The organism is Paenibacillus sp. CB74, assembly GCF_055687625.1.
In genome coordinates, this window is record NZ_CM146009.1 from 3,614,419 (window position 1) to 3,632,710 (window position 18,292).

The window sequence follows — 18,292 nt, forward strand, 5'->3', positions numbered from 1 at the left end:
GACAACTACACTTATGAATCAAAACCCTTTATCCCGTCTTGAAGCCGATCTGTCCGGGCAAGGATTGGACGCCATGCTGATCACAGATCCGAAACATATCTACTATTTAACTGGATTTGCGAGCAATCCGCATGAACGCTTCCTTGGTCTGGTTCTCGCACGCGGCGAAGAGCCCCTGCTGATTGTACCCGCACTTGACGCTGAAGCTGCGGCAGCCGCTTCTTCGGTATCCAACATTGCAACTCACACGGATACGGATAATCCGTATGCTTTGTTTGATCGTTATCAGGGGCGCTTGGGCCGAGTCGGTCTTGAAAAAGAATACGTGACGGTCGCACGTTATGAGCAGCTTACTGCCGCTCTTGGTGCTGCCAGCTTCCAAGATGTAGGCCCGTTGCTTCGCACATTACGTGTGAAAAAAACACCCGATGAGGTCGCCCGTATTCGCCATGCCATTCATTTGATCGAAGAAACATTGCGTCAAGGGCTCTCTCATGTTCGCACAGGCGTAACCGAGATTGAACTTGTCGCCGAGATGGAGTATCAGATGAAAAAACTGGGAGCTGACGGCCCTTCCTTTGATACCATGGTGCTCACGGGACCCAAAACAGGTCTGCCACACGGGACACCGGGTGAACGGAAACTGCAACATGGTGACCTATTGATGTTTGATATGGGTGTATATGCTGGTGGATATGCCTCGGACATCACGCGTACATTCGCCTTTGGGGATATCTCACCCGAACTCAAAACCATCTATAACACGGTGCTCGCAGCCAACGAAGCTGCCATCCAAATCGTGAAACCAGGCATCACCTGCGCAGAAGTGGATCGTGCGGCACGTCAGGTCACGGAAGAAGCAGGATACGGCGAGCGCTTTATGCATAGAGTAGGACATGGACTGGGTATTGACGTACATGAGTATCCTTCTCTCCATGGAGAGAATATGGACATCCTGAATGAAGGTACCGTATTCACGATTGAACCGGGCATATATACCGCAGCAGGCGGCGTGCGTATCGAAGATGATGTGATTGTGACCGAGACGGGTATCGAAGTTCTGACAACATATCCAAAAGAACTGCAAATCCTTAGCGACTAATCCAATTGGATCTATGTCAAAACAGCCCATATACATCAATGCTCAGCCGATATTATGCATCATGAACTAAACTGCACGAAACTGCGCTGAACTGTAATTTCAAAATAATATACTCTTTTCACGTACGCCTTAGGCCTGTATACAGAAAAAGTAGCAAGTACACACTTGAACGCAAAAATCCCGCAAATCCATGATATCATGGGTTGCGGGATTTTATTTATACGAAGCATATCCTAAGTTACTCCGTCGGCATCCTACGTGTCTTATTCCTGCTTACTCATTAAACATTAATCAAATTCATGCGTGATATCCTGCCAGGATTCCAGCTGTGGCAGCTGTTGCTTCCCCCAATAATCCAGAAACCATTGAATAATCGCAGTCGGATCTGTTGTGCTGTAGCTGTAATGCCGGAAATCGTCCTCACCTTCCTGCAAACGAATCTCCGCCACCATCTGCCCTGGTTCCTCAAGCGCAGCAGCCTGCATATACATACTTCCCTCCACCAGCTCCGAAGGTACAAGTACTACGTATTCCTGCAATTCCAGATTGGTGATCAAGTCCACCAATAACGAGGCATTCATGCTATCATTCTCGTAGGTTGTGCCATTGCTTTCCAGTGTATAACGCAGTGTAGAGTACATATGCGATTCCCCTTTGGTTGATATCATCGTTGGATAATGATACATGCTCATAACGACAGGTTGTTTATATTATAACTTTTTCATAATAATGTAAAAAGGGTTTATCTTGTTTCGGGGACATGTGTTTTCTATAAAAAACCCCCTTGCAGAGTCCGAATTATAATGGACTGCACAAAGGGTGATTTTAAGTGATCCTCTTTGAATATTCTTTAAACTTCTTCCTTAAACTTAAAGCTGCGTGCAGCATACAGGAACGGTGTTCCAACCGCAGTTAATACAAATTTGATAATATACGTGGTCAGGAAGATCTCCAGCCATACATCCCAAGGATAGATGAACGCAAACGCGATTGTGCAGAACACCAGTGTATCCACAAATGAACTGATGATCGAACTGCCGTTGGTACGAATCCACAACTGATTGCGCCCTGGGGCCACCTTGCGTAACCAGGAATATAATCGTACATCCAGGAACTGACTGATGAAATAGGCGGTCAAACTTCCGAGAGCCAGACGTGGCAGCAGACCGAACAATGTTTTCATCGAATCCTGTGCAAAGTCCGTCGGTGCCGGCTCAAAGAACAACACCATCTGCATCAGAACCGTGGTCATGATGAGCGTAAAGAATCCGAACCATACAGCTTTGCGCGCTTCACCTGGTCCATATTTCTCATTGAGCAGATCACTGGTCAGGTACATGCTGACATACATCGTGTTGCCAAGCGTCAGTACAATGCCCATGATATCTATCGTTTTGGTCACCTGAATGTTGGCTATAACCGTAGCCACACCAATCCAGGCATAGAGACCCTTTTTACCGAACAAGCGGTAACACAACAGGAAAAATCCATAAGTTACGAGAACAAAAACCGCTCCCCACCCTAAGTTATACATAAATACATACACTGCCTTCCTAGTTTTGATTACGCGGGATGGTTACGAACCGCGGTTTGGCTCAGGGCCAAAACATGAATACTCTATCACATTTCTCGTCCCATGAACAGAACTAAATAACTCCAAGCATGCCTCTCTCTTACCATGAGCATCAAAAAAAGACGGCTTCACACAACGTGCACAGGTATGATGATGTGATGGCTACAAAAAAACCGCCCTCCGGATTCCTCCGAAGGACGGCTTTTCTCACTTGGCTTGCAAAAGGCTCTAGCTATCTTGCCACGAGCCTCTATCCAATCCAGTCTATTAAGCCTGAACAGCTGAATCCAGCTCACGGCTCTGATCATTGAATGTGTCATGATCATTTTCTTTCAAAATTTTGCTGGTTACAAGTCCAGAAGTCATGGACCCGTTCACGTTCAAGGCTGTACGACCCATGTCGATCAGCGGTTCAACTGAGATCAGCAATCCTGCCAAAGCTACAGGCAGGTTCATGGTGGACAATACAATCAGGGAAGCGAACGTTGCCCCGCCGCCAACACCTGCCACACCAAACGAACTGATCATGACTACGAGGATCAACGTCACGATGAAGTCCCAGCTCAGCGGGTCGATGCCGACCGTCGGAGCAATCATCACCGCCAGCATGGCCGGATAGATCCCGGCGCAGCCGTTTTGCCCAATTGTAGCACCAAAGCTTGCAGACAGATTCGCAATACCGTCCGATACGCCCAGTTTCTTCGTCTGTGTCTCCACATTCAGCGGGATCGACGCTGCACTTGAACGGGATGTGAAGGCAAATACCAGTGTTGGCAGAACCTTTTTCACATACGTAATCGGATTGAACCCGGACAGTGAGATGATGATCAGGTGAATGATAAACATCACGATGAGGGCCACGTAGGACGCAATGACGAATTTGATCAACTTGAGAATTTCATCCGGATTCGTGGTCGCCGTCACTTTGGTGATAAGGGCCAGAATCCCGTATGGCGTAAGCCTGAGCACCAATGTTACAATCCGCATAACCACCGCGTATACGGCATTAACCATACCTCGGAATGTTTCCGCCTGTTGTGGTTTTTTGCGATCCAGTCCAAGTACGGCTACACCGATGAACGCGGAGAAGATAACGACCGCCAGTGTGGATGTACGACGTTCTCCTGTCATATCTGCAAATGGATTCGAAGGAATAAATTCCAGCACTTGCTGCGGAATGGTCTGATCCTTCACATCAACAAGACGTTCCTCCATCTTCTGACCCTGGGCGATCTCACGATCTCCACCTTCAATTTCAATGGAAGTCAGGTTAAAGCTAAGGCTCGTTACAATGCTGACCCCTGCGGCAATCGCTGTGGTGATCAACAGAATGGCAATGATGGAAACACTCATCTTACCGAGATTTTGCTTGCCCTTCAGATTCATGATGGCTGAGATGATCGACACCATGATCAATGGAATCACAACCATTTGCAACAAACGAACATATCCTGAACCGACCAGATTGAACCAATCGACTGATTTCGTAACTACATCAGAACCTGATGAGTACACCAATTGAAGAATAACCCCGTACACAACCCCCAGTCCAAGACCCGCAAATACGCGTTTCGTAAAGGAGATATGCTTTTTCTGCATCCAGTAGAGGATGCCAAGTAAAGCAAGCATCACCACTACATTCAATATGATTAGAAAAGTATCCATTTCTTTAAATCCTCCTCAGGCATGTGTGTAACCGGAACATATCCGATTTTCTCTTCTATTTCTTGTACTTCCAACAAGACATTTTACAATATACCATATAACAAACTATTCTGGTAGGTATTAATTGATATTATGTAATATGTATGTAACAGATTCATCAATTTCTGAAAAAAATACACCAATTCGTGAAAATTGTTCTATTCAACCTCCGGTTAATTTTGTAATATAGGTATATCCGCTTATTCCCAAGTTTTCTCAACATATAATTTAGGTCTTTCTTCATTGGTAGATAGGTCTTATGAGTACGGAAAAGCGATAATGTTAATGAACTTGACGTGAAAGGATGATCATATGTTTCGTAATCGCACCGTTGCCGGTAAAATCAGAGGCACCTTGTTCCTCGTTCTGCTGGTTGCTTCTCTGTTGTTCAGTATTAGTTTCTATGCCGTGTCGATGAATATTATTCAAAGTTACGTTCTACCGCAGTTCGACAAAGTCCTAAACACGTCCATTCAGGATATATACAAGAATACTTCTGCCTCCAAAATCCTACAGGTACAGAGTGGCGGAGCCGGTTCAGAAGGTGCTGCCATGACCGTGGAATCGTATCTGGCCGAAAAAGCAAAAGAACATAATCTAGATGCGGCTTACGTTGTTGCTATTCAGGACGGCTCAGCCAAAGTCGTTGTAGCCAACTCTTCCTCAGGTATGAAAGCCCAGGATGAGATCACTGTAGAGCCAGCAATGAACACAGCCATCGAGAGCAAAGAAATGGTAATCAGCGAAGTCTATTCGGATTCCTTTGGTGTACATAAAGCAGCATTCATTCCAATTGCAGGTAGTAATATGATTATGGCTGTGAGCATGGACGCCCAATTCATTCAGGATAAGATTACCCAGATTTTCTGGCTATGTCTTGGGATTACAGCATTAGTCTTTGTGCTCGGTTGGCTGATCTCCACTAGTATGATCAAAAGAGTAACCAAACCGATCATCAAGCTTGTCCAACATAGTAAACAAATATCCCAAGGTGATCTGACCGCTGAACTCCAGATCAAAGGCAAAGATGAAATTGCCCAGCTCGCTTCAAGCTTCCAGACGATGACACATAATCTGAAAGAAATGATCAGCCGTGCCTTGTCCACGTCCAATGAAGTGGTGTCAGGCTCCAATGACCTGCTTCAACGGGTTGAATCGATGTCCGGTATGGTACGGAACTCCAGCCGCTCTGCAGAAGATGCAGAGAAAGGCAGCATCAGCATTGCGTCAAGCGCATCCGAGAACGCCAGAGCCATGGAGGAAATTACGCAGGGCATCATGCATATTGCTTCATCTTCTGCCGAAGTATCCGAGCAGATTGGGGAAGCAGCCAATGAAGCAGTTAACGGTAACCGATTGGCTCAGAATGCCGTTGAGCAGATGGAACGTGTAGGCCAGACAGCAAGTGAATCACTGCGGTATGTGGAGACCATGAATGAACGTTCGGTAGCCGTAGGTACCATTGTTGCTTCCATTTTTGAAATCACCAAACAGATCAACATGCTGTCACTCAATGCCTCCATTGAGGCAGCACGTGCCGGAGAGCATGGCCGCGGATTCGCTGTCGTTGCCGGAGAAGTTCGCAAACTTGCCGAACAATCCAAAACAGCCACAGAGGAAATCTCGGATTATCTGGGCACCATTCGAGAAGACGCTGAACGGTCTGTTGATGCCATGAACCGTGTTACCCAGGAGATTGGTTCAGGTACAACTGTTGTTCAACAAGCAGGCTCAGCCTTCCAGCAACTGAATGAATTGATCCAGAACGTCAATCTGACCATTCAGACCGTCTCTGCTTCGACACAACAAGTATCCGCTGGTGCTGAAGAAGTAAGTGCGTCCGTGGAAGAAACGGCACAGATTACGTCCAAATCCCGTGAGAGCATGTTACAGATTGCTTCAACAGCAGATCTTCAACTCAGCGAGATGGATTCACATTCGGATACGGTTCGTCATCTGCATGAACAAGCTGTAGAGCTGCAATCCGCCATGAAGAAATTCAAAATAAACTAACAGGTAAACCATTAACCCATCATCACCTGATTTAAACCTTGTTTAATCATAGGATATACAATACCCCCATGCCGCTAACATTCCGTTTCTAGAGAAAGGTTTGTCGGACATGGGGGTATTGTTGTATAAGAACTGTTTTATGACGATTAACAAATGCATTTAATCCATTTCATAATCAATACCTGAGCGTATTAATCACATTCCCATACTGATTATATCACTTGATGTTTTCTCGCTCAGATCGGCTGTTGACTCTGTTCTCCTGCTCACTCCGGTAACTTAATACCCATTATCTCGTACACACGCTGCATATCCAATGCCGAACGCAATGATTCGGCTACCCGATCGAACTCCATCTCTTTACGTTCATGCGCACTGTATGTCTCCTGAAGCGGAACGAGTCCTTTTCCAACACGCAAACCATTCAGCCATGAACGTCGGAATTGATCACTTTCAAACAAACCATGCAGATAAGTTCCCCACACCCTGCCATCCGTTGTGCCCCAGCCTTCATGGAATGGTTCACCACCTGGATGGGAGATTTCAAACAATCCGGTGACATGCTCCGGCTCGTGACACTCCGTAACACCCATATGAATCTCATATCCGTTTACAGGTAATGAAGCGTCAGCTGCATCTTGTTCACTATACAGACGAACAGGATGATCAGGCTGCACTCGACCGGAAGCTCTAACCGTCTGTTTGTTCTGAAGAAACGTTGTCGATAGCGGAAGCCAGCCAAGTCCCTTCGCTTCCTGAATCTGATTTGCCTCCACAGCAAATGGGTCCTTCAGATGACGTCCCAGCATCTGGTATCCGCCACATATGCCTACGAGCTGGACATGCTCACGCTCGGTCTGGCTGGCGATTGCCTGCTCCAGACCAGACTCACGCAGAAATCCCAGATCCCCTATCGTATCCTTCGTACCCGGCAGAAGAATGGCATCCGGACTGCCCAATTCCTCTGGCGATGTCACGTAACGCACATTCACATCCGGTTCACGGGAAAGGGCATCAAAGTCTGTAAAGTTGGAAATTCGCGGATATCGAATCACTGCCAGATCCAGCTCGGTTTTGCCGAATTTCCCATGACGCATGGAGTCCAGCACCACTGAATCTTCCGCTTCAATCTGAATATCTCTTATGTAAGGCAATACCCCTAATACTGGAATGCCTGTCCGTTCTTCGAGCCAGTCGAGTCCCGGCTGCAACAGGGACAGATCGCCTCGGAACTTGTTGATAATGAACCCTTTGACACGAGCCACTTCATGCGGTTCCAGCAGCTCCAGCGTACCTACAATGGAAGCAAACACCCCGCCGCGATCAATGTCGGAGATCAAAATTACCGGCGCATCGGCCCAACCTGCCAGATTCATGTTGACGATATCCCGATCCTTCAGATTGATCTCGGCTGGACTGCCCGCTCCTTCCATCAGGACAATGTCATAGGTATCCCGCAACCGGTTCAACGCATCCATAACCGTCTGCTTTGCTTCTGGCAGGAAATGCTGACGGTAGTCCGAAGCACTCATCTGGGCAAAAGGTACCCCATGCACCACGATCTGCGAATGCATGTCCCGCACCGGCTTGATCAAGATGGGGTTCATGTCGGTAGTCGCCTCAATACCGCAGGCTTCGGCCTGTGCCCCCTGGGCCCGACCAATCTCCTTGCCATCTTCCGTCACATAGGAATTCAGCGCCATATTCTGTGACTTGAACGGGGCTGGCTTGAAGCCATCCTGCTTGAATATACGGCATAATGCCGTTGTGATGACACTTTTACCCACATCGGAAGCCGTCCCTTGCAGCATGAGTACTGCTGCTGTTTGCTGTACAAGCTTACCCTCCACGATCTCTCCCCCTGTCTACGTGTTATCTCCAGATCACCATGCTGCCAACCTCATGCGTAACGCTCTCCAAACTGCTTCACACTTCAAAAGTTAAAGCCAGAACAGTCCTTGAAGCACGCTCAGCACGGTCAACAAAGCCGCCTCCAGTAGCTCATTCATGGCACCATACGTATCCCCGGTTAAACCGCCGAGTCGTTCACTGATCCGCGCAGCCACGAATCGGCCGATGTAATAACACGCCACAGGCAGTATAATAACGGCCGTCACCGGGTATAGCCACCATGGCAGTGTTCCCAGACCACTCAGCATTGCATCTGCAATCCCCATATCCGGCTTGAAAAGCCACACCGCGGCAAACGTAACTGCCCCTGCGATCAAGGTCAGCCCCACGGCTGAGCTGCGTGCACGCTGGACCTCTTTCCGCTCACCGAGTCCTTTGAACAATACGGCAAGTCCATCATCTCCGCGCGCATTCGGCCATGCAGAAATCGCATACACCATGAACCAGCGGCTCCAGATCATGGGCAGGATCAACAGCGCACCATACACCCAGTGGCCCCGGGCAATGAAATCGGCGATCAGCGCCGCTTTCATCATCAGCAACAAGACGCAGGCGATCACGCCCATGGCCCCCACACGGCTGTCCTTCATAATCTCCAGCATTCGCTCACGAGTACGATAACTGAGCAAACCATCTGCCGTATCCATCCATCCGTCAAGATGAAGCCCACCAGTGAGCCACACCCATAGCGTCAAGGTCAGGACGGCAGCCGGAAAGGCGGGAAGCACTGCACCGCTTAAGGCTCCCGCGAGCCAGACACACAGACCGATTGCAGCACCGACCAGCGGATAAAAAACAACACTTTCACGCAGCAGCGGCGGGACAAAATCGATGTGCATTTTGACAGGGAAACGGGACAAAAATTGAAAAGCGGCTGCCGCGGCATGTTTGCGCTGAGGAGCAGGCGTGCCATCCTTCATAAGCGGTACTCCTTGCTTTTCAGTTCAGTCGCAATGCCTACGGTTACCAGAAACACTTCACCGCATATCGCCGCAATGCGCTGATTTAATACACCGGCCAAATCCCGATATTTCCTGCCAAGGGCATATTCCGGTACGATCCCGTCCCCCACTTCATTTGTAACAAGAACGAGCAAACCGGGATAGATTCGAATCGCTTCAACCAGCGCATCCAAATGTCCCTGTAACACCTGCTTCTCGTCATGCTCATGTGCTAACAAAACATTCGTCAGCCAAAGCGTCAGGCAATCCACCAGAATGGTGGGTGCAGAAGTCCCTGTGTGCCCTTCACCCATGCGATTAATCAAAGCAGGCAGATGCATCGGTTCTTCCATCGTATGCCACAGATACCCCGATGCCTCGCGCTGCTGCTGATGCATGGCGATACGCTCACGCATTTCATCATCGTACGCCTGGGCTGTCGCCACATACCAGGCCTCCGAGGAACGCTGCATGCAGAGACGTTCGGCAAAGGAGCTTTTGCCACTGCGTGCCCCGCCCGTCACCAGTACGCTCATCGGGAATCCTCTCTTTGCACGGATGAGTCATCCGACGCAGCGGAGTCCGAAGCAGGGCTTGTCCCGTCCGAGACACCCGCGCTTGCAAAGGTCGCCATCTCGTTCAGAATAAGGCATGCTGCGTCAATCAGATGAAGACTGAGCACACCACCTGTGCCTTCACCCAGACGCATGTCCAGATCCAGCATCGATTTCAGATCCAGTTCACGCAGCAGCGCTCCATGTCCATTTTCATGTGAAGTATGAGAAGCGATCATATAAGCGGTACTCAGCGGTGCAAGTTGTCTCGCAACCAGCGCCGCGGCGGTAGAGATGAACCCGTCTACAACAACCGGGCAACGATGAGCAGCTGCTGCGAGGATAACCCCCGTGAGTCCAGCAATCTCCAGTCCACCCACTTTGCATAGAACATCTAGTGCATCTTCCGGGTTCGGAGCGTTTACACTAAGTGCCCGGCTGACTACAGCAGCCTTGCGCTGCAAGCCTGCATCATCAATGCCGGTACCTCTCCCCACGGCGGCGGCAGGTGCAACTCCGGTAAGTGCGCTCATTACCGCAGCACTTGCAGTGGTGTTGCCGATTCCCATCTCTCCGGTGACAAACAGCTGTGTTCCCTTCGCCACCTCTGCCGATACAACTTCGGCTCCTGCAAGGATAGCCCGAACGGCCTCATCCCGGGTCATCGCTGCACCTCGGGCCATGTTGGCCGTGCCTTTGCGAATTTTATGGGAAAGCAGGTCTGGATGTTCAAGATCGGCATTCACACCGATATCCACACAGATCACATCAGCTCCGGCGTGACGGGCAAGCACATTCACCGCAGCGCCCCCAGCGAGGAAATTCTGGACCATCTGCGGGGTTACTTCAGCAGGAAAAGCACTGATGCCTTCTTCCACTACGCCGTGATCTGCTGCCATGACAATGACCGCCCTGTGATCAAAACGCGGACGTGCATTACCCGTCATGCCAGCCAGGCGGATTACCAGCTCTTCCAATTTGCCCAGACTCCCTGGCGGCTTCGTTAACGAATCCACGTGCGCAGAGGTTTCTGCCGCCACTTTCTGGTCAGGAGCGGTAATCCTTTTCGTTAATTGCTCCAACATCTGTTCATTATTCATACAACCAGCACTTCCTTCATCAAAATATGGGTTGCCCCGCTTCAACTAATCGATGTCCCGCCGCAGCAGCAGTTGAGGTATGGCATGGTCGGGATGGGAGACAATTGCGGGTTTGACGCGAAATATGTCCTGAATATTCTCATCGTTGATTAACGTATGAGGTGTGCCCTTTCCCACCGCCACGCCCTCACGCAGCGCCAGAATGTGATCACAAAATAACGCGGCGAGATTCAGATCATGCAGCACAGCCACAATCGTAATGTTGTTTCTCTGTCGCCATGCCGATAACAATTCCATGAATTGCAATTGATACTTAATATCCAGAAACGTAGTCGGCTCGTCCAGCAGCAGCAACCGCGGCTCCTGAGCCATAACTTTGGCAAGTGCGACCCGTTGTCGTTGCCCGCCGCTGAGTGCATCCAGCGGTCTGTCCGCCAGCTCCGTCAATCCCAGGTCTTCGAGCACCCTGTCTACCACAAGTGCCCCATCACCCGCTTCCCGCCCCAGCCAGTTCTGGTACGGATATCGCCCCATCTCCACCACGTCTCGTACAGGATAAGAGATGGGTGGCAAGCCGTCCTGCTGCAATACAGCGATCATGCGTGACAGGTCCTTACGGCTGTATGAGCTGATATCTCGAGCATCGATACGGATCTGACCTTCGCTTAACTGTTCCGTTCCGGCAATAAGCTGGATCAGAGTGGACTTGCCGCTGCCGTTTGGACCAACAATTCCCCACCAGTCACCTTCATCAACATGCCAGTCTATAGTACGCAATGCCTGATGATTACCATATGACTTTCCTGCTCCCTTAATGGAAATAAGTGAGTTTGAACCGGTACTGGAATTCATGGCATCATCCCCTTCTGCAACTTTTTATTCCGGTGCAGCAGGTAAGCAAAGAACGGCGCACCAACAAAGGCGGTGACGACCCCGAGCGGAATTTCAGTGGGCGCCAGCAACGACCTTGCGATGGTATCGGCCCACACCATGAAGATCGCTCCACCAATGGCTGATAAAGGTACCAACAGTCGATAATCCGGCCCCACCAGCAGCCGCAACATATGCGGGATCACCAATCCAACGAATCCGATGACACCGGATACCGAGACAGCCCCTGCGGTCAGCAGTGTGCCGACTGCCAGCACGGAGAGCTTAAGCCTGTCCACGCCGATCCCGATATGTGCCGCTTGACGTTCCCCCAGCGCAAGCACATTTAACGAGCGTGCCCGGCTCCAGAGAAAGACCAGCCCCAGCAGAAAATACGGGAAAAGGATGGCCGTATACGACCACCCGCGTAATGCCAGACTTCCCATCGTCCAGTATATAATTTCATTAATCGTCTGTTTCGACATGGTCGACAGGAAGGAAACAACTGCTCCCAGGAAACTTTGCATGACCACACCAGCCAGAATGAGGCTGTGTGTTGGTATTTTACGCCCTTCACGAGCCAGTGCCATCACAAACCATAACGTGATTACACCCGTCAAAAATGCAATTAGAGGTAACGTCCAGATTCCGATCAGTGCGTACTGCAATCCGAAGAAAATCAGGAAAGCCGCCCCTACCGACGCACCGGATGATACACCGAGCGTAAACGGATCGGCCAGCGGATTACGCAGCACACCCTGGAAGCCCGCACCCGCAATAGCCAGTGAAGCCCCCACGAGCACAGCAAGCAGTACACGCGGAAAACGCACTTTCCAGATAATCTGTTCGGCTGCCTTATTCCAATCCGGTGTAATCCAGTCGCCCACCCAGGGAATTTTGTGAATCAGGATGCCGGCAATATCCCGAATTGGCAAAGCTACTGAACCAATGCCCGTGCAGATGAGCACGGTAAGCACCAGCAGCACCATGCCCGTCGTTCCGAACAGGATCAGCTTTTTACTCATTGGAACAAGTCAGGGTAGATCGCTTTGGCTACTTCTTTCAACCCTTGAGTTACCCGTGGACCCGGACGGCTCAGCAGGTTGGCATCCAGGCCAATAACCGCGTCATTTTTCACAGCCGTAATTTGATCCCAGCCGCTGCGCGCCTTGATGATCTGATCCAGTGTTTTGGAGTTTTCATCAATTACATCGTTGGCATACAAGATTACATCGGGGTTAGAGGCAATCACGTTTTCTTCATTAATTTCATACCAACCCTCTTTGTCCGAAGCAATATTGCTACCACCAGCTACAGTAATAAGTTCATCCATGAATTCGCCTTTACCTACAGTCCAGCCTGGGGAGAATTCAACGTATACGTTTTTCTTCTCTTCTGGTTTAACGGCCTTCACCGCTTCGGTTACATCCGTCACGTCCTGTTTCATCTGAGTGATGATTTCTTGTGCTTTTTCCTGATGATCGGTGATTTTACCGAAGGTTTCGATATTGTTCATCACATCGTCAATGGATTTAGGATCCGTTTTGAAAATGGTAATACCGAGTTCGCGCAGCTTCTTCACGGCATCCTCACTCATCGAGATACCTGTGAAGACAATGTCGGCTTCAGATGCAATGATGGACTCTTCGTTGGGCTTGGTGATGCCGCCCATTTTCGCTTTGGTTGTTGCTGCCTCAGGATAATCATCATAGTCGGATACACCAACGATCTGTTCATCCAATCCAAGGGCAAACAGGGACTCTGTCTCAGCTGGTGACACGGATACAATTTTGGCTGGCGCCTTTTCAAAAGTAAACGATTCACCCGTTGCATCCGTAACGGTCAGTGGATATTGCGTTTTGAGATCCGTCTGCGCCTGGCTCTGGGACTGCTCCTGTGCCGGTTGCTGCGAAGTACCTGTGCCCTCATTCGTTGTTGCATTGCCACATCCGGCCAAAGCCAGTGCGAGTGCCGCTGCACTTAGCAGGGACGCTACGCTTTTCCAATTCTTGATATTCATTCTGTTATTCTCCCCTTCTCTATCTGTACTATTTTCTTGCAACATGCTTGAACTCTTACTACCCTTGCCTTGGTGTTCCTGTACAAGTAAAATCCATCAATTTACACAAGTCCACTCCGATTGCAGTACCATCTTCCGATCGCTGTTATCCCCAGATTTTTTGATTCCCTTTTCGAAAGGGAAAATCCGGGGATAAGCGTATGCTTCCGATGTAGCTTTCTTGTAGAAAGCTTTAAGCGAACACTCCGTTTCTTCAGATCGGTTCTGCACTCTTCGTTAACGTGTAAAAGTTCGGTTTATCTTACATGAACAATAAAAAATCCCTAATCCTTACGTCCAGGATCAGGGATGACGTCTCGCATATGGCGATCTGTACATGTTCAACCCAAGGTTGTCCATGCGCATAGAATTGCCCGAAACGCTGTCCTTTCCTCGAAGGAACACCGGTTTGTACGTCCAGGGCAGGTAACCTGACTTACAGGAATCATCCTGTTTTACAGTGGCGGGACCGTGCCGGATTTGCACCGGCTTCCCCATTTCACCCTTGTGTGTTTCACGACTCGTACTAATCTGCCATGAAAACAGCCTTCACACGCGGGACCCTTGGTCGCTGATATGGTATATCATTGTCATGTAATTTCTGCATGTTATGTACGCATTAGCCTTCACAGCCTGCACCGTATCTGTATCCATGCTGAAGTCACACTTCTGTTGTGATTATAGGGTATATTGTACATCCTTACAACCCGATTGGCGGAAAAGTCACTCTGCTACCAAACCATTGATTCCCCTGTCGATCAAGCTGGACCTGAATCGCCTGTCCCGGTACGACATGTGTATCCCAGAACCCAAGCCCGGCAATCAGACGGGACAAGGCATATCGGATGACACCACCATGCGTAACCACAACTATGGTAGGTACCCGTCCCTCATCAAGGTGCATTGAAGGCCGACCATCCAACAACATCTCTTGGAGAAATGAATCCATTCGCTCCGTAAACTCCTGCCACGATTCCCCATCAGGCGGAGTGACCTTCTGCGGCGCATCAATCCAGTTTCGGTACTCAGGGTTATCCTTGAGCTGCTCATACGTTAGCCCTTCCCACTGTCCAAAATCAATTTCCCGCAGACGCTGATCGAACTTCACCTTTCCGCCGGCATCAGGAAGAATCTGTTCCAGCGTCTGGCGGCAGCGCAGCAGATCACTGCAATATACCTCGTGCCACGAAACACCGCTCAATTGTTCATCAAGCGGAGCCAGTTCTTCTTTGGCGTCTGGCAGCAGACCGATGTCGGTATGCCCCAGGTATCTTTTTTCCACATTCCATAGCGTTGTCCCGTGACGGACCCACAGAATGTTTCTTTTCATTGAAGCCGGTTGATCCGTATGTATGTCCTTGCCTGCATCCCCCTCATTTAGGGCCATAACAGCATCCCTCCTGCCAGCCAGCCACCCAGCGATATTAACACACAAAGTGCAACAAAAGCCCCTGCGGACCAGAACATCAGGCGTGATGTTCGCACAATATCCTCGGCTTCCATCGGCCGTGTGGCCTCGCCCATATAGGCACGAAACGAAGCAACTCCGTGATACACGTTATGTCCGCCAAGTCGGATGCCCAGTGCTCCAGCCACTGCTGATTCGGGACACCCGCTATTCGGACTTGGATGCAGTCTTGCATCCCGAGCGACCATTCGTGCTGCTCCTTTGGCATCAAGTTTCATGACCCAGGCACCCACGATTAACAGCATTGCGGTCATCCGGGCGGGTATCCAGTTCGCCACATCATCCAGACGGGCCGAGGCCCAGCCAAGATGCAGATACTTGTCATTTTTATATCCGACCATGGAATCCAGTGTGTTGACGGCACGATAAGCCATGGCTAGCGGAGCGCCTCCAATAAGCGCATAGAATAACGGGGATACAATGGCATCCACGATATTTTCGGCAACCGTCTCTACCGTTCCCCGCACTACCTCCGGTTCATCCAGATGCGCCGTATCACGTCCTACAATCATGCTCAGTGAACGTCTGGCCGCCGGCCAATCCTGCTGCTTCAGATGACGATACACTTCCATACCTGCATCCTTCAGCCCTTTTGAAGCAATGGTCGTTGCGATAAGCACCACTTCAGCTGCCGCCGCAATGACAGGATGAATCAATCCAAGCACATATACAAGTCCCCAAGTGATGGCAAAAGAACCCCCCGCAACCACAAGCGGGAACAACAGCCCTGCTCTCTTCAGCCCCGAATCTGTGTTTACACGCGAGCGAATAACACGCTCCAACGCCGAGATGCCTTTTCCCATGCCAATCACCGGGTGGGGAATCCAGCGCGGATCACCGATACATCGGTCTAACAGGTACGCCAGTATAATAATCCAGGCTCCAGCCATGCCTGTCCAGAACGGCCAGGTCCATAGATGCTCTATCTCAAAAGTCATTTGTGCCTGATCCTCTCTTTCCATAACAGTCCGGCCTGAAGGCTCTCCGTCACCGTGTCGTATACCAATCTGCCAATCGCCGCCCCCGCCGTAGTCGCCGTCCCGGCATAAGTGATCATCGGTTGTGGTTCCTCCACTGCCTGACGTACTGCAAACACAATGGCATCAGTTGTGGTGCCGGTGGCGGGCAACCCGTTCTCCGAATCCAAAACACCTGCATCCGCCAGCGCTGCCGCTTTGGCTTCCACCGCCGTCTGCACCGCATTCACCATCGCCCCGGTGGTCATGCGTCCATTCAACCAGAGCATGATGTTAATTGTACCCGGGACATAGGGCTGCTTCGTTAGATTCCGTGCTGAAGGAGCAGAACGCTTCATGTCGGAAGCCATCTTCTTATTTCCCGCTGCATCAAATACCGTTCTCTCCGAACCCGCGCGTGCTGCATTCGATAGCCCCGCAGTGGTGCAGCACAGAAGACCAAATTCATCACTTGTAAATTCCTGAATGGAGGTATGCTCCAGCCTTACCGCTGTCAACAATCCGGCACATTGATCTTCTGGCTCATGCCATTCGTTCAGTGCTTGTTCGATATCACGCGGCGGATCATCACAACGGTAATGCCTGTCCACATAGATATTAAATATGCGATCCAGTTCTAGCATCCCACCGCCATATACCGCACTCGACAACGCTTGGGCAGCCATTGGGCTCTGTGCTTTGATATGTCGTTCATATGCAGATATGTTTAGTCCCGGCCAGGAAGAGGCGGCATATTCATTCTCGTCTGTTTTTCCATTCGCGAAGTAGTTATAAAACGGGAGTGTCACTGCCGTTTCCCTCCCTGTTCCTGTTCCGAATCTTTCGTCTGCTCCTGCTGACTTGATTCATGAATGGAGGTCTGATCAGCATTCGGATCTCCCTTGCTTTCCAGCACGCTGCCCAGCACTTCGAGCAAAGTAGCATTGGCATCTGCATCCTTGACCGCGAAACGTACATGGCCTTCGTCAAGCCCCGGATACATCGCACAGCTGCGAATCAGGATACCCCTTTGGCCCATCGCCTCCTGCATGGATGCTGCTGTCCAAGGCGCTGGAACACGTGCCAAAATAAAGTTCGCTTCTCCCGGTGTGACCGCACATCCACACGTCTGCAATCCTGCGATGAGATGTTCCCGTTCCCGCGTGATCTGTGATAGTGTCTCCTGTTCGTACCGTTCTCCACTGCGCAGACAGGCTTCACCTGCCATAAGCGCCAGACCGTTAACACTCCAGGTCACCTGTTTCTTCGTCATTGCCTGGATGTACTCCGCACGGCCCAAAGCATATCCGAGACGCAAGCCCGGAATGGCATAAAACTTCGTCATCGAACGAATGATGATCACATTGGGATAGTCGCTCAGATGTGCTGCCAGGGACTGGCGCCGGGCTACCGGGATAAAATCCATAAAGGCCTCATCAATGACGAGTACGGTTCCCGTTTTTTCCGCTTTGCGGGCAAGCCTTTGCAATACCTCAAGCGGATATTGTACACCGTTCGGATTGTTGGGCTGACCGAGGAAGAGCAGGTCTACCTTTTCCATGAGCTGTTCGATGTCCTCGGGTTCCGCTCGCCACGCCAGCTCTTCTCTTCCCTCTGTATGCACAACCTCGGCACCGAATTGTTCTGCCAACGCCCGATACTCCGAGAATCCCGGTTCCACCGTACCCACCTTGCGCGGGGCAAGCCCCAGCAGGATGAGCGCCATACTTTCGGCTGCACCATTGCCCACGGAAATCTGCTCCTGCATCACACCAAGACGCTCGCTCAGCAGTGCTTTGAATCTACGATGCCCCGGATCGGGGTACCGAATCACGGACTGCAACCCTTGCTGTATAGACTCCAGCACTTCTCTGGGCGGACCGAGCGGATTAATGTTAGCACTGAAATCCAGAAATTCAGCGGCTTCCCTTCCAAATCGTGACGCAGCCGTCTCCACGTCCCCGCCATGTCCGAACACTTCGATATAACCGGTCATTCTTCCGTCATCCTTTCTGTATGTCCTTTTTATTATGGATGGCAC

16 protein-coding genes and 1 riboswitch are annotated in these 18,292 nt (G+C 50.3%); of the genes, 2 read left to right on the forward strand and 14 right to left on the reverse strand.

The window, feature by feature from the left end; translation table 11 throughout:
• The first annotated feature begins 13 nt into the window (after positions 1-13).
• A complete protein-coding gene (locus ACX9NY_RS16135) occupies positions 14-1,102 on the forward strand; it encodes a M24 family metallopeptidase (RefSeq protein WP_342572228.1) in 1,089 nt (362 codons plus the stop codon).
• 287 nt (positions 1,103-1,389) lie between these two features.
• Here ACX9NY_RS16135 and ACX9NY_RS16140 read toward each other — a convergent pair whose 3' ends face one another.
• From ACX9NY_RS16140 to ACX9NY_RS16150, 3 genes are all read right to left on the reverse strand, one after another.
• Positions 1,390-1,743: a hypothetical protein gene (locus tag ACX9NY_RS16140; protein WP_472473787.1), complete on the reverse strand. Its 354-nt coding sequence runs from the start codon at positions 1,741-1,743 to the stop codon at positions 1,390-1,392.
• A 209-nt stretch (positions 1,744-1,952) separates the two neighbouring features.
• Complete coding sequence (locus ACX9NY_RS16145; protein WP_472473789.1) at positions 1,953-2,636, reverse strand: queuosine precursor transporter; 684 nt, start codon at positions 2,634-2,636, stop codon at positions 1,953-1,955.
• 306 nt (positions 2,637-2,942) lie between these two features.
• Positions 2,943-4,340 (reverse strand): L-cystine transporter, encoded by a 1,398-nt coding sequence (locus ACX9NY_RS16150; RefSeq protein WP_342572226.1) that lies wholly within the window; start codon positions 4,338-4,340, stop codon positions 2,943-2,945.
• Positions 4,341-4,691: 351 nt separating this feature from the next.
• Between ACX9NY_RS16150 and ACX9NY_RS16155 the strand changes: the two genes are divergently transcribed.
• Positions 4,692-6,392 carry a methyl-accepting chemotaxis protein gene (locus ACX9NY_RS16155; RefSeq protein WP_339240457.1) on the forward strand — a complete coding sequence of 567 codons (1,701 nt, stop codon included), beginning with the start codon at positions 4,692-4,694 and terminating at the stop codon, positions 6,390-6,392.
• Between the two features lie 266 nt (positions 6,393-6,658).
• Here the strand turns inward: ACX9NY_RS16155 and ACX9NY_RS16160 are convergent, their stop codons facing one another.
• The 11 genes from ACX9NY_RS16160 to cobD form a co-directional block, all read right to left on the reverse strand.
• Positions 6,659-8,203 (reverse strand): cobyric acid synthase, encoded by a 1,545-nt coding sequence (locus tag ACX9NY_RS16160; RefSeq protein WP_339242968.1) that lies wholly within the window; start codon positions 8,201-8,203, stop codon positions 6,659-6,661.
• A gap of 129 nt (positions 8,204-8,332) precedes the next feature.
• Entirely contained in the window at positions 8,333-9,223 is an 891-nt protein-coding gene (gene cobS, locus ACX9NY_RS16165) for an adenosylcobinamide-GDP ribazoletransferase (protein WP_472473791.1), read from the reverse strand.
• On the reverse strand, positions 9,220-9,780 hold the full coding sequence (cobU, locus tag ACX9NY_RS16170; RefSeq protein ID WP_339240453.1) for a bifunctional adenosylcobinamide kinase/adenosylcobinamide-phosphate guanylyltransferase: 561 nt from the start codon (positions 9,778-9,780) through the stop codon (positions 9,220-9,222). Before cobU ends, cobS begins: the two co-directional genes overlap by 4 nt.
• A complete protein-coding gene (gene cobT / locus ACX9NY_RS16175; RefSeq protein WP_472473793.1) occupies positions 9,777-10,898 on the reverse strand; it encodes a nicotinate-nucleotide--dimethylbenzimidazole phosphoribosyltransferase in 1,122 nt (373 codons plus the stop codon). The genes cobU and cobT overlap by 4 nt, the downstream gene beginning before the upstream one ends.
• A gap of 45 nt (positions 10,899-10,943) precedes the next feature.
• Positions 10,944-11,750, reverse strand: a complete 807-nt coding sequence (locus ACX9NY_RS16180) for an ABC transporter ATP-binding protein (RefSeq protein WP_472473795.1) — start codon at positions 11,748-11,750, stop codon at positions 10,944-10,946.
• Positions 11,747-12,793: a FecCD family ABC transporter permease gene (locus tag ACX9NY_RS16185; protein WP_307414522.1), complete on the reverse strand. Its 1,047-nt coding sequence runs from the start codon at positions 12,791-12,793 to the stop codon at positions 11,747-11,749. Before ACX9NY_RS16185 ends, ACX9NY_RS16180 begins: the two co-directional genes overlap by 4 nt.
• On the reverse strand, positions 12,790-13,788 hold the full coding sequence (locus ACX9NY_RS16190) for an ABC transporter substrate-binding protein (RefSeq protein ID WP_472473797.1): 999 nt from the start codon (positions 13,786-13,788) through the stop codon (positions 12,790-12,792). Before ACX9NY_RS16190 ends, ACX9NY_RS16185 begins: the two co-directional genes overlap by 4 nt.
• Before the next feature lie 443 nt (positions 13,789-14,231).
• Positions 14,232-14,381, reverse strand: a riboswitch (cobalamin riboswitch).
• Positions 14,382-14,527: 146 nt separating this feature from the next.
• Positions 14,528-15,214, reverse strand: a complete 687-nt coding sequence (locus ACX9NY_RS16195; protein ID WP_472473799.1) for a histidine phosphatase family protein — start codon at positions 15,212-15,214, stop codon at positions 14,528-14,530.
• Entirely contained in the window at positions 15,205-16,185 is a 981-nt protein-coding gene (cbiB, locus tag ACX9NY_RS16200; protein WP_472479319.1) for an adenosylcobinamide-phosphate synthase CbiB, read from the reverse strand. Before cbiB ends, ACX9NY_RS16195 begins: the two co-directional genes overlap by 10 nt.
• 44 nt (positions 16,186-16,229) lie before the next feature.
• Entirely contained in the window at positions 16,230-17,060 is an 831-nt protein-coding gene (locus ACX9NY_RS16205) for an adenosylcobinamide amidohydrolase (protein WP_472473801.1), read from the reverse strand.
• Entirely contained in the window at positions 17,057-18,247 is a 1,191-nt protein-coding gene (gene cobD, locus ACX9NY_RS16210) for a threonine-phosphate decarboxylase CobD (RefSeq protein ID WP_472473803.1), read from the reverse strand. The genes ACX9NY_RS16205 and cobD overlap by 4 nt, the downstream gene beginning before the upstream one ends.
• Positions 18,248-18,292 lie beyond the last annotated feature (45 nt).

What these genes read in the sequence shown, in the direction of transcription:
- cobU (WP_339240453.1), bottom strand. Translation starts at nt 9,780, where the DNA reads ATGAGCGTACTGGTGACGGGCGGGGCACGCAGTGGCAAAAGCTCCTTT.
- ACX9NY_RS16135 (WP_342572228.1), top strand. Translation starts at nt 14, where the DNA reads ATGAATCAAAACCCTTTATCCCGTCTTGAAGCCGATCTGTCCGGGCAA.
- cobT (WP_472473793.1), bottom strand. Translation starts at nt 10,898, where the DNA reads ATGAATAATGAACAGATGTTGGAGCAATTAACGAAAAGGATTACCGCT.
- ACX9NY_RS16160 (WP_339242968.1), bottom strand. Translation starts at nt 8,203, where the DNA reads ATGCTGCAAGGGACGGCTTCCGATGTGGGTAAAAGTGTCATCACAACG.
- ACX9NY_RS16145 (WP_472473789.1), bottom strand. Translation starts at nt 2,636, where the DNA reads ATGTATAACTTAGGGTGGGGAGCGGTTTTTGTTCTCGTAACTTATGGA.
- cbiB (WP_472479319.1), bottom strand. Translation starts at nt 16,185, where the DNA reads ATGGCTGGAGCCTGGATTATTATACTGGCGTACCTGTTAGACCGATGT.
- ACX9NY_RS16150 (WP_342572226.1), bottom strand. Translation starts at nt 4,340, where the DNA reads ATGGATACTTTTCTAATCATATTGAATGTAGTGGTGATGCTTGCTTTA.
- ACX9NY_RS16155 (WP_339240457.1), top strand. Translation starts at nt 4,692, where the DNA reads ATGTTTCGTAATCGCACCGTTGCCGGTAAAATCAGAGGCACCTTGTTC.
- cobS (WP_472473791.1), bottom strand. Translation starts at nt 9,223, where the DNA reads ATGAAGGATGGCACGCCTGCTCCTCAGCGCAAACATGCCGCGGCAGCC.
- ACX9NY_RS16185 (WP_307414522.1), bottom strand. Translation starts at nt 12,793, where the DNA reads ATGAGTAAAAAGCTGATCCTGTTCGGAACGACGGGCATGGTGCTGCTG.
- ACX9NY_RS16180 (WP_472473795.1), bottom strand. Translation starts at nt 11,750, where the DNA reads ATGAATTCCAGTACCGGTTCAAACTCACTTATTTCCATTAAGGGAGCA.
- ACX9NY_RS16190 (WP_472473797.1), bottom strand. Translation starts at nt 13,788, where the DNA reads ATGAATATCAAGAATTGGAAAAGCGTAGCGTCCCTGCTAAGTGCAGCG.
- ACX9NY_RS16140 (WP_472473787.1), bottom strand. Translation starts at nt 1,743, where the DNA reads ATGTACTCTACACTGCGTTATACACTGGAAAGCAATGGCACAACCTAC.
- ACX9NY_RS16195 (WP_472473799.1), bottom strand. Translation starts at nt 15,214, where the DNA reads ATGGCCCTAAATGAGGGGGATGCAGGCAAGGACATACATACGGATCAA.
- cobD (WP_472473803.1), bottom strand. Translation starts at nt 18,247, where the DNA reads ATGACCGGTTATATCGAAGTGTTCGGACATGGCGGGGACGTGGAGACG.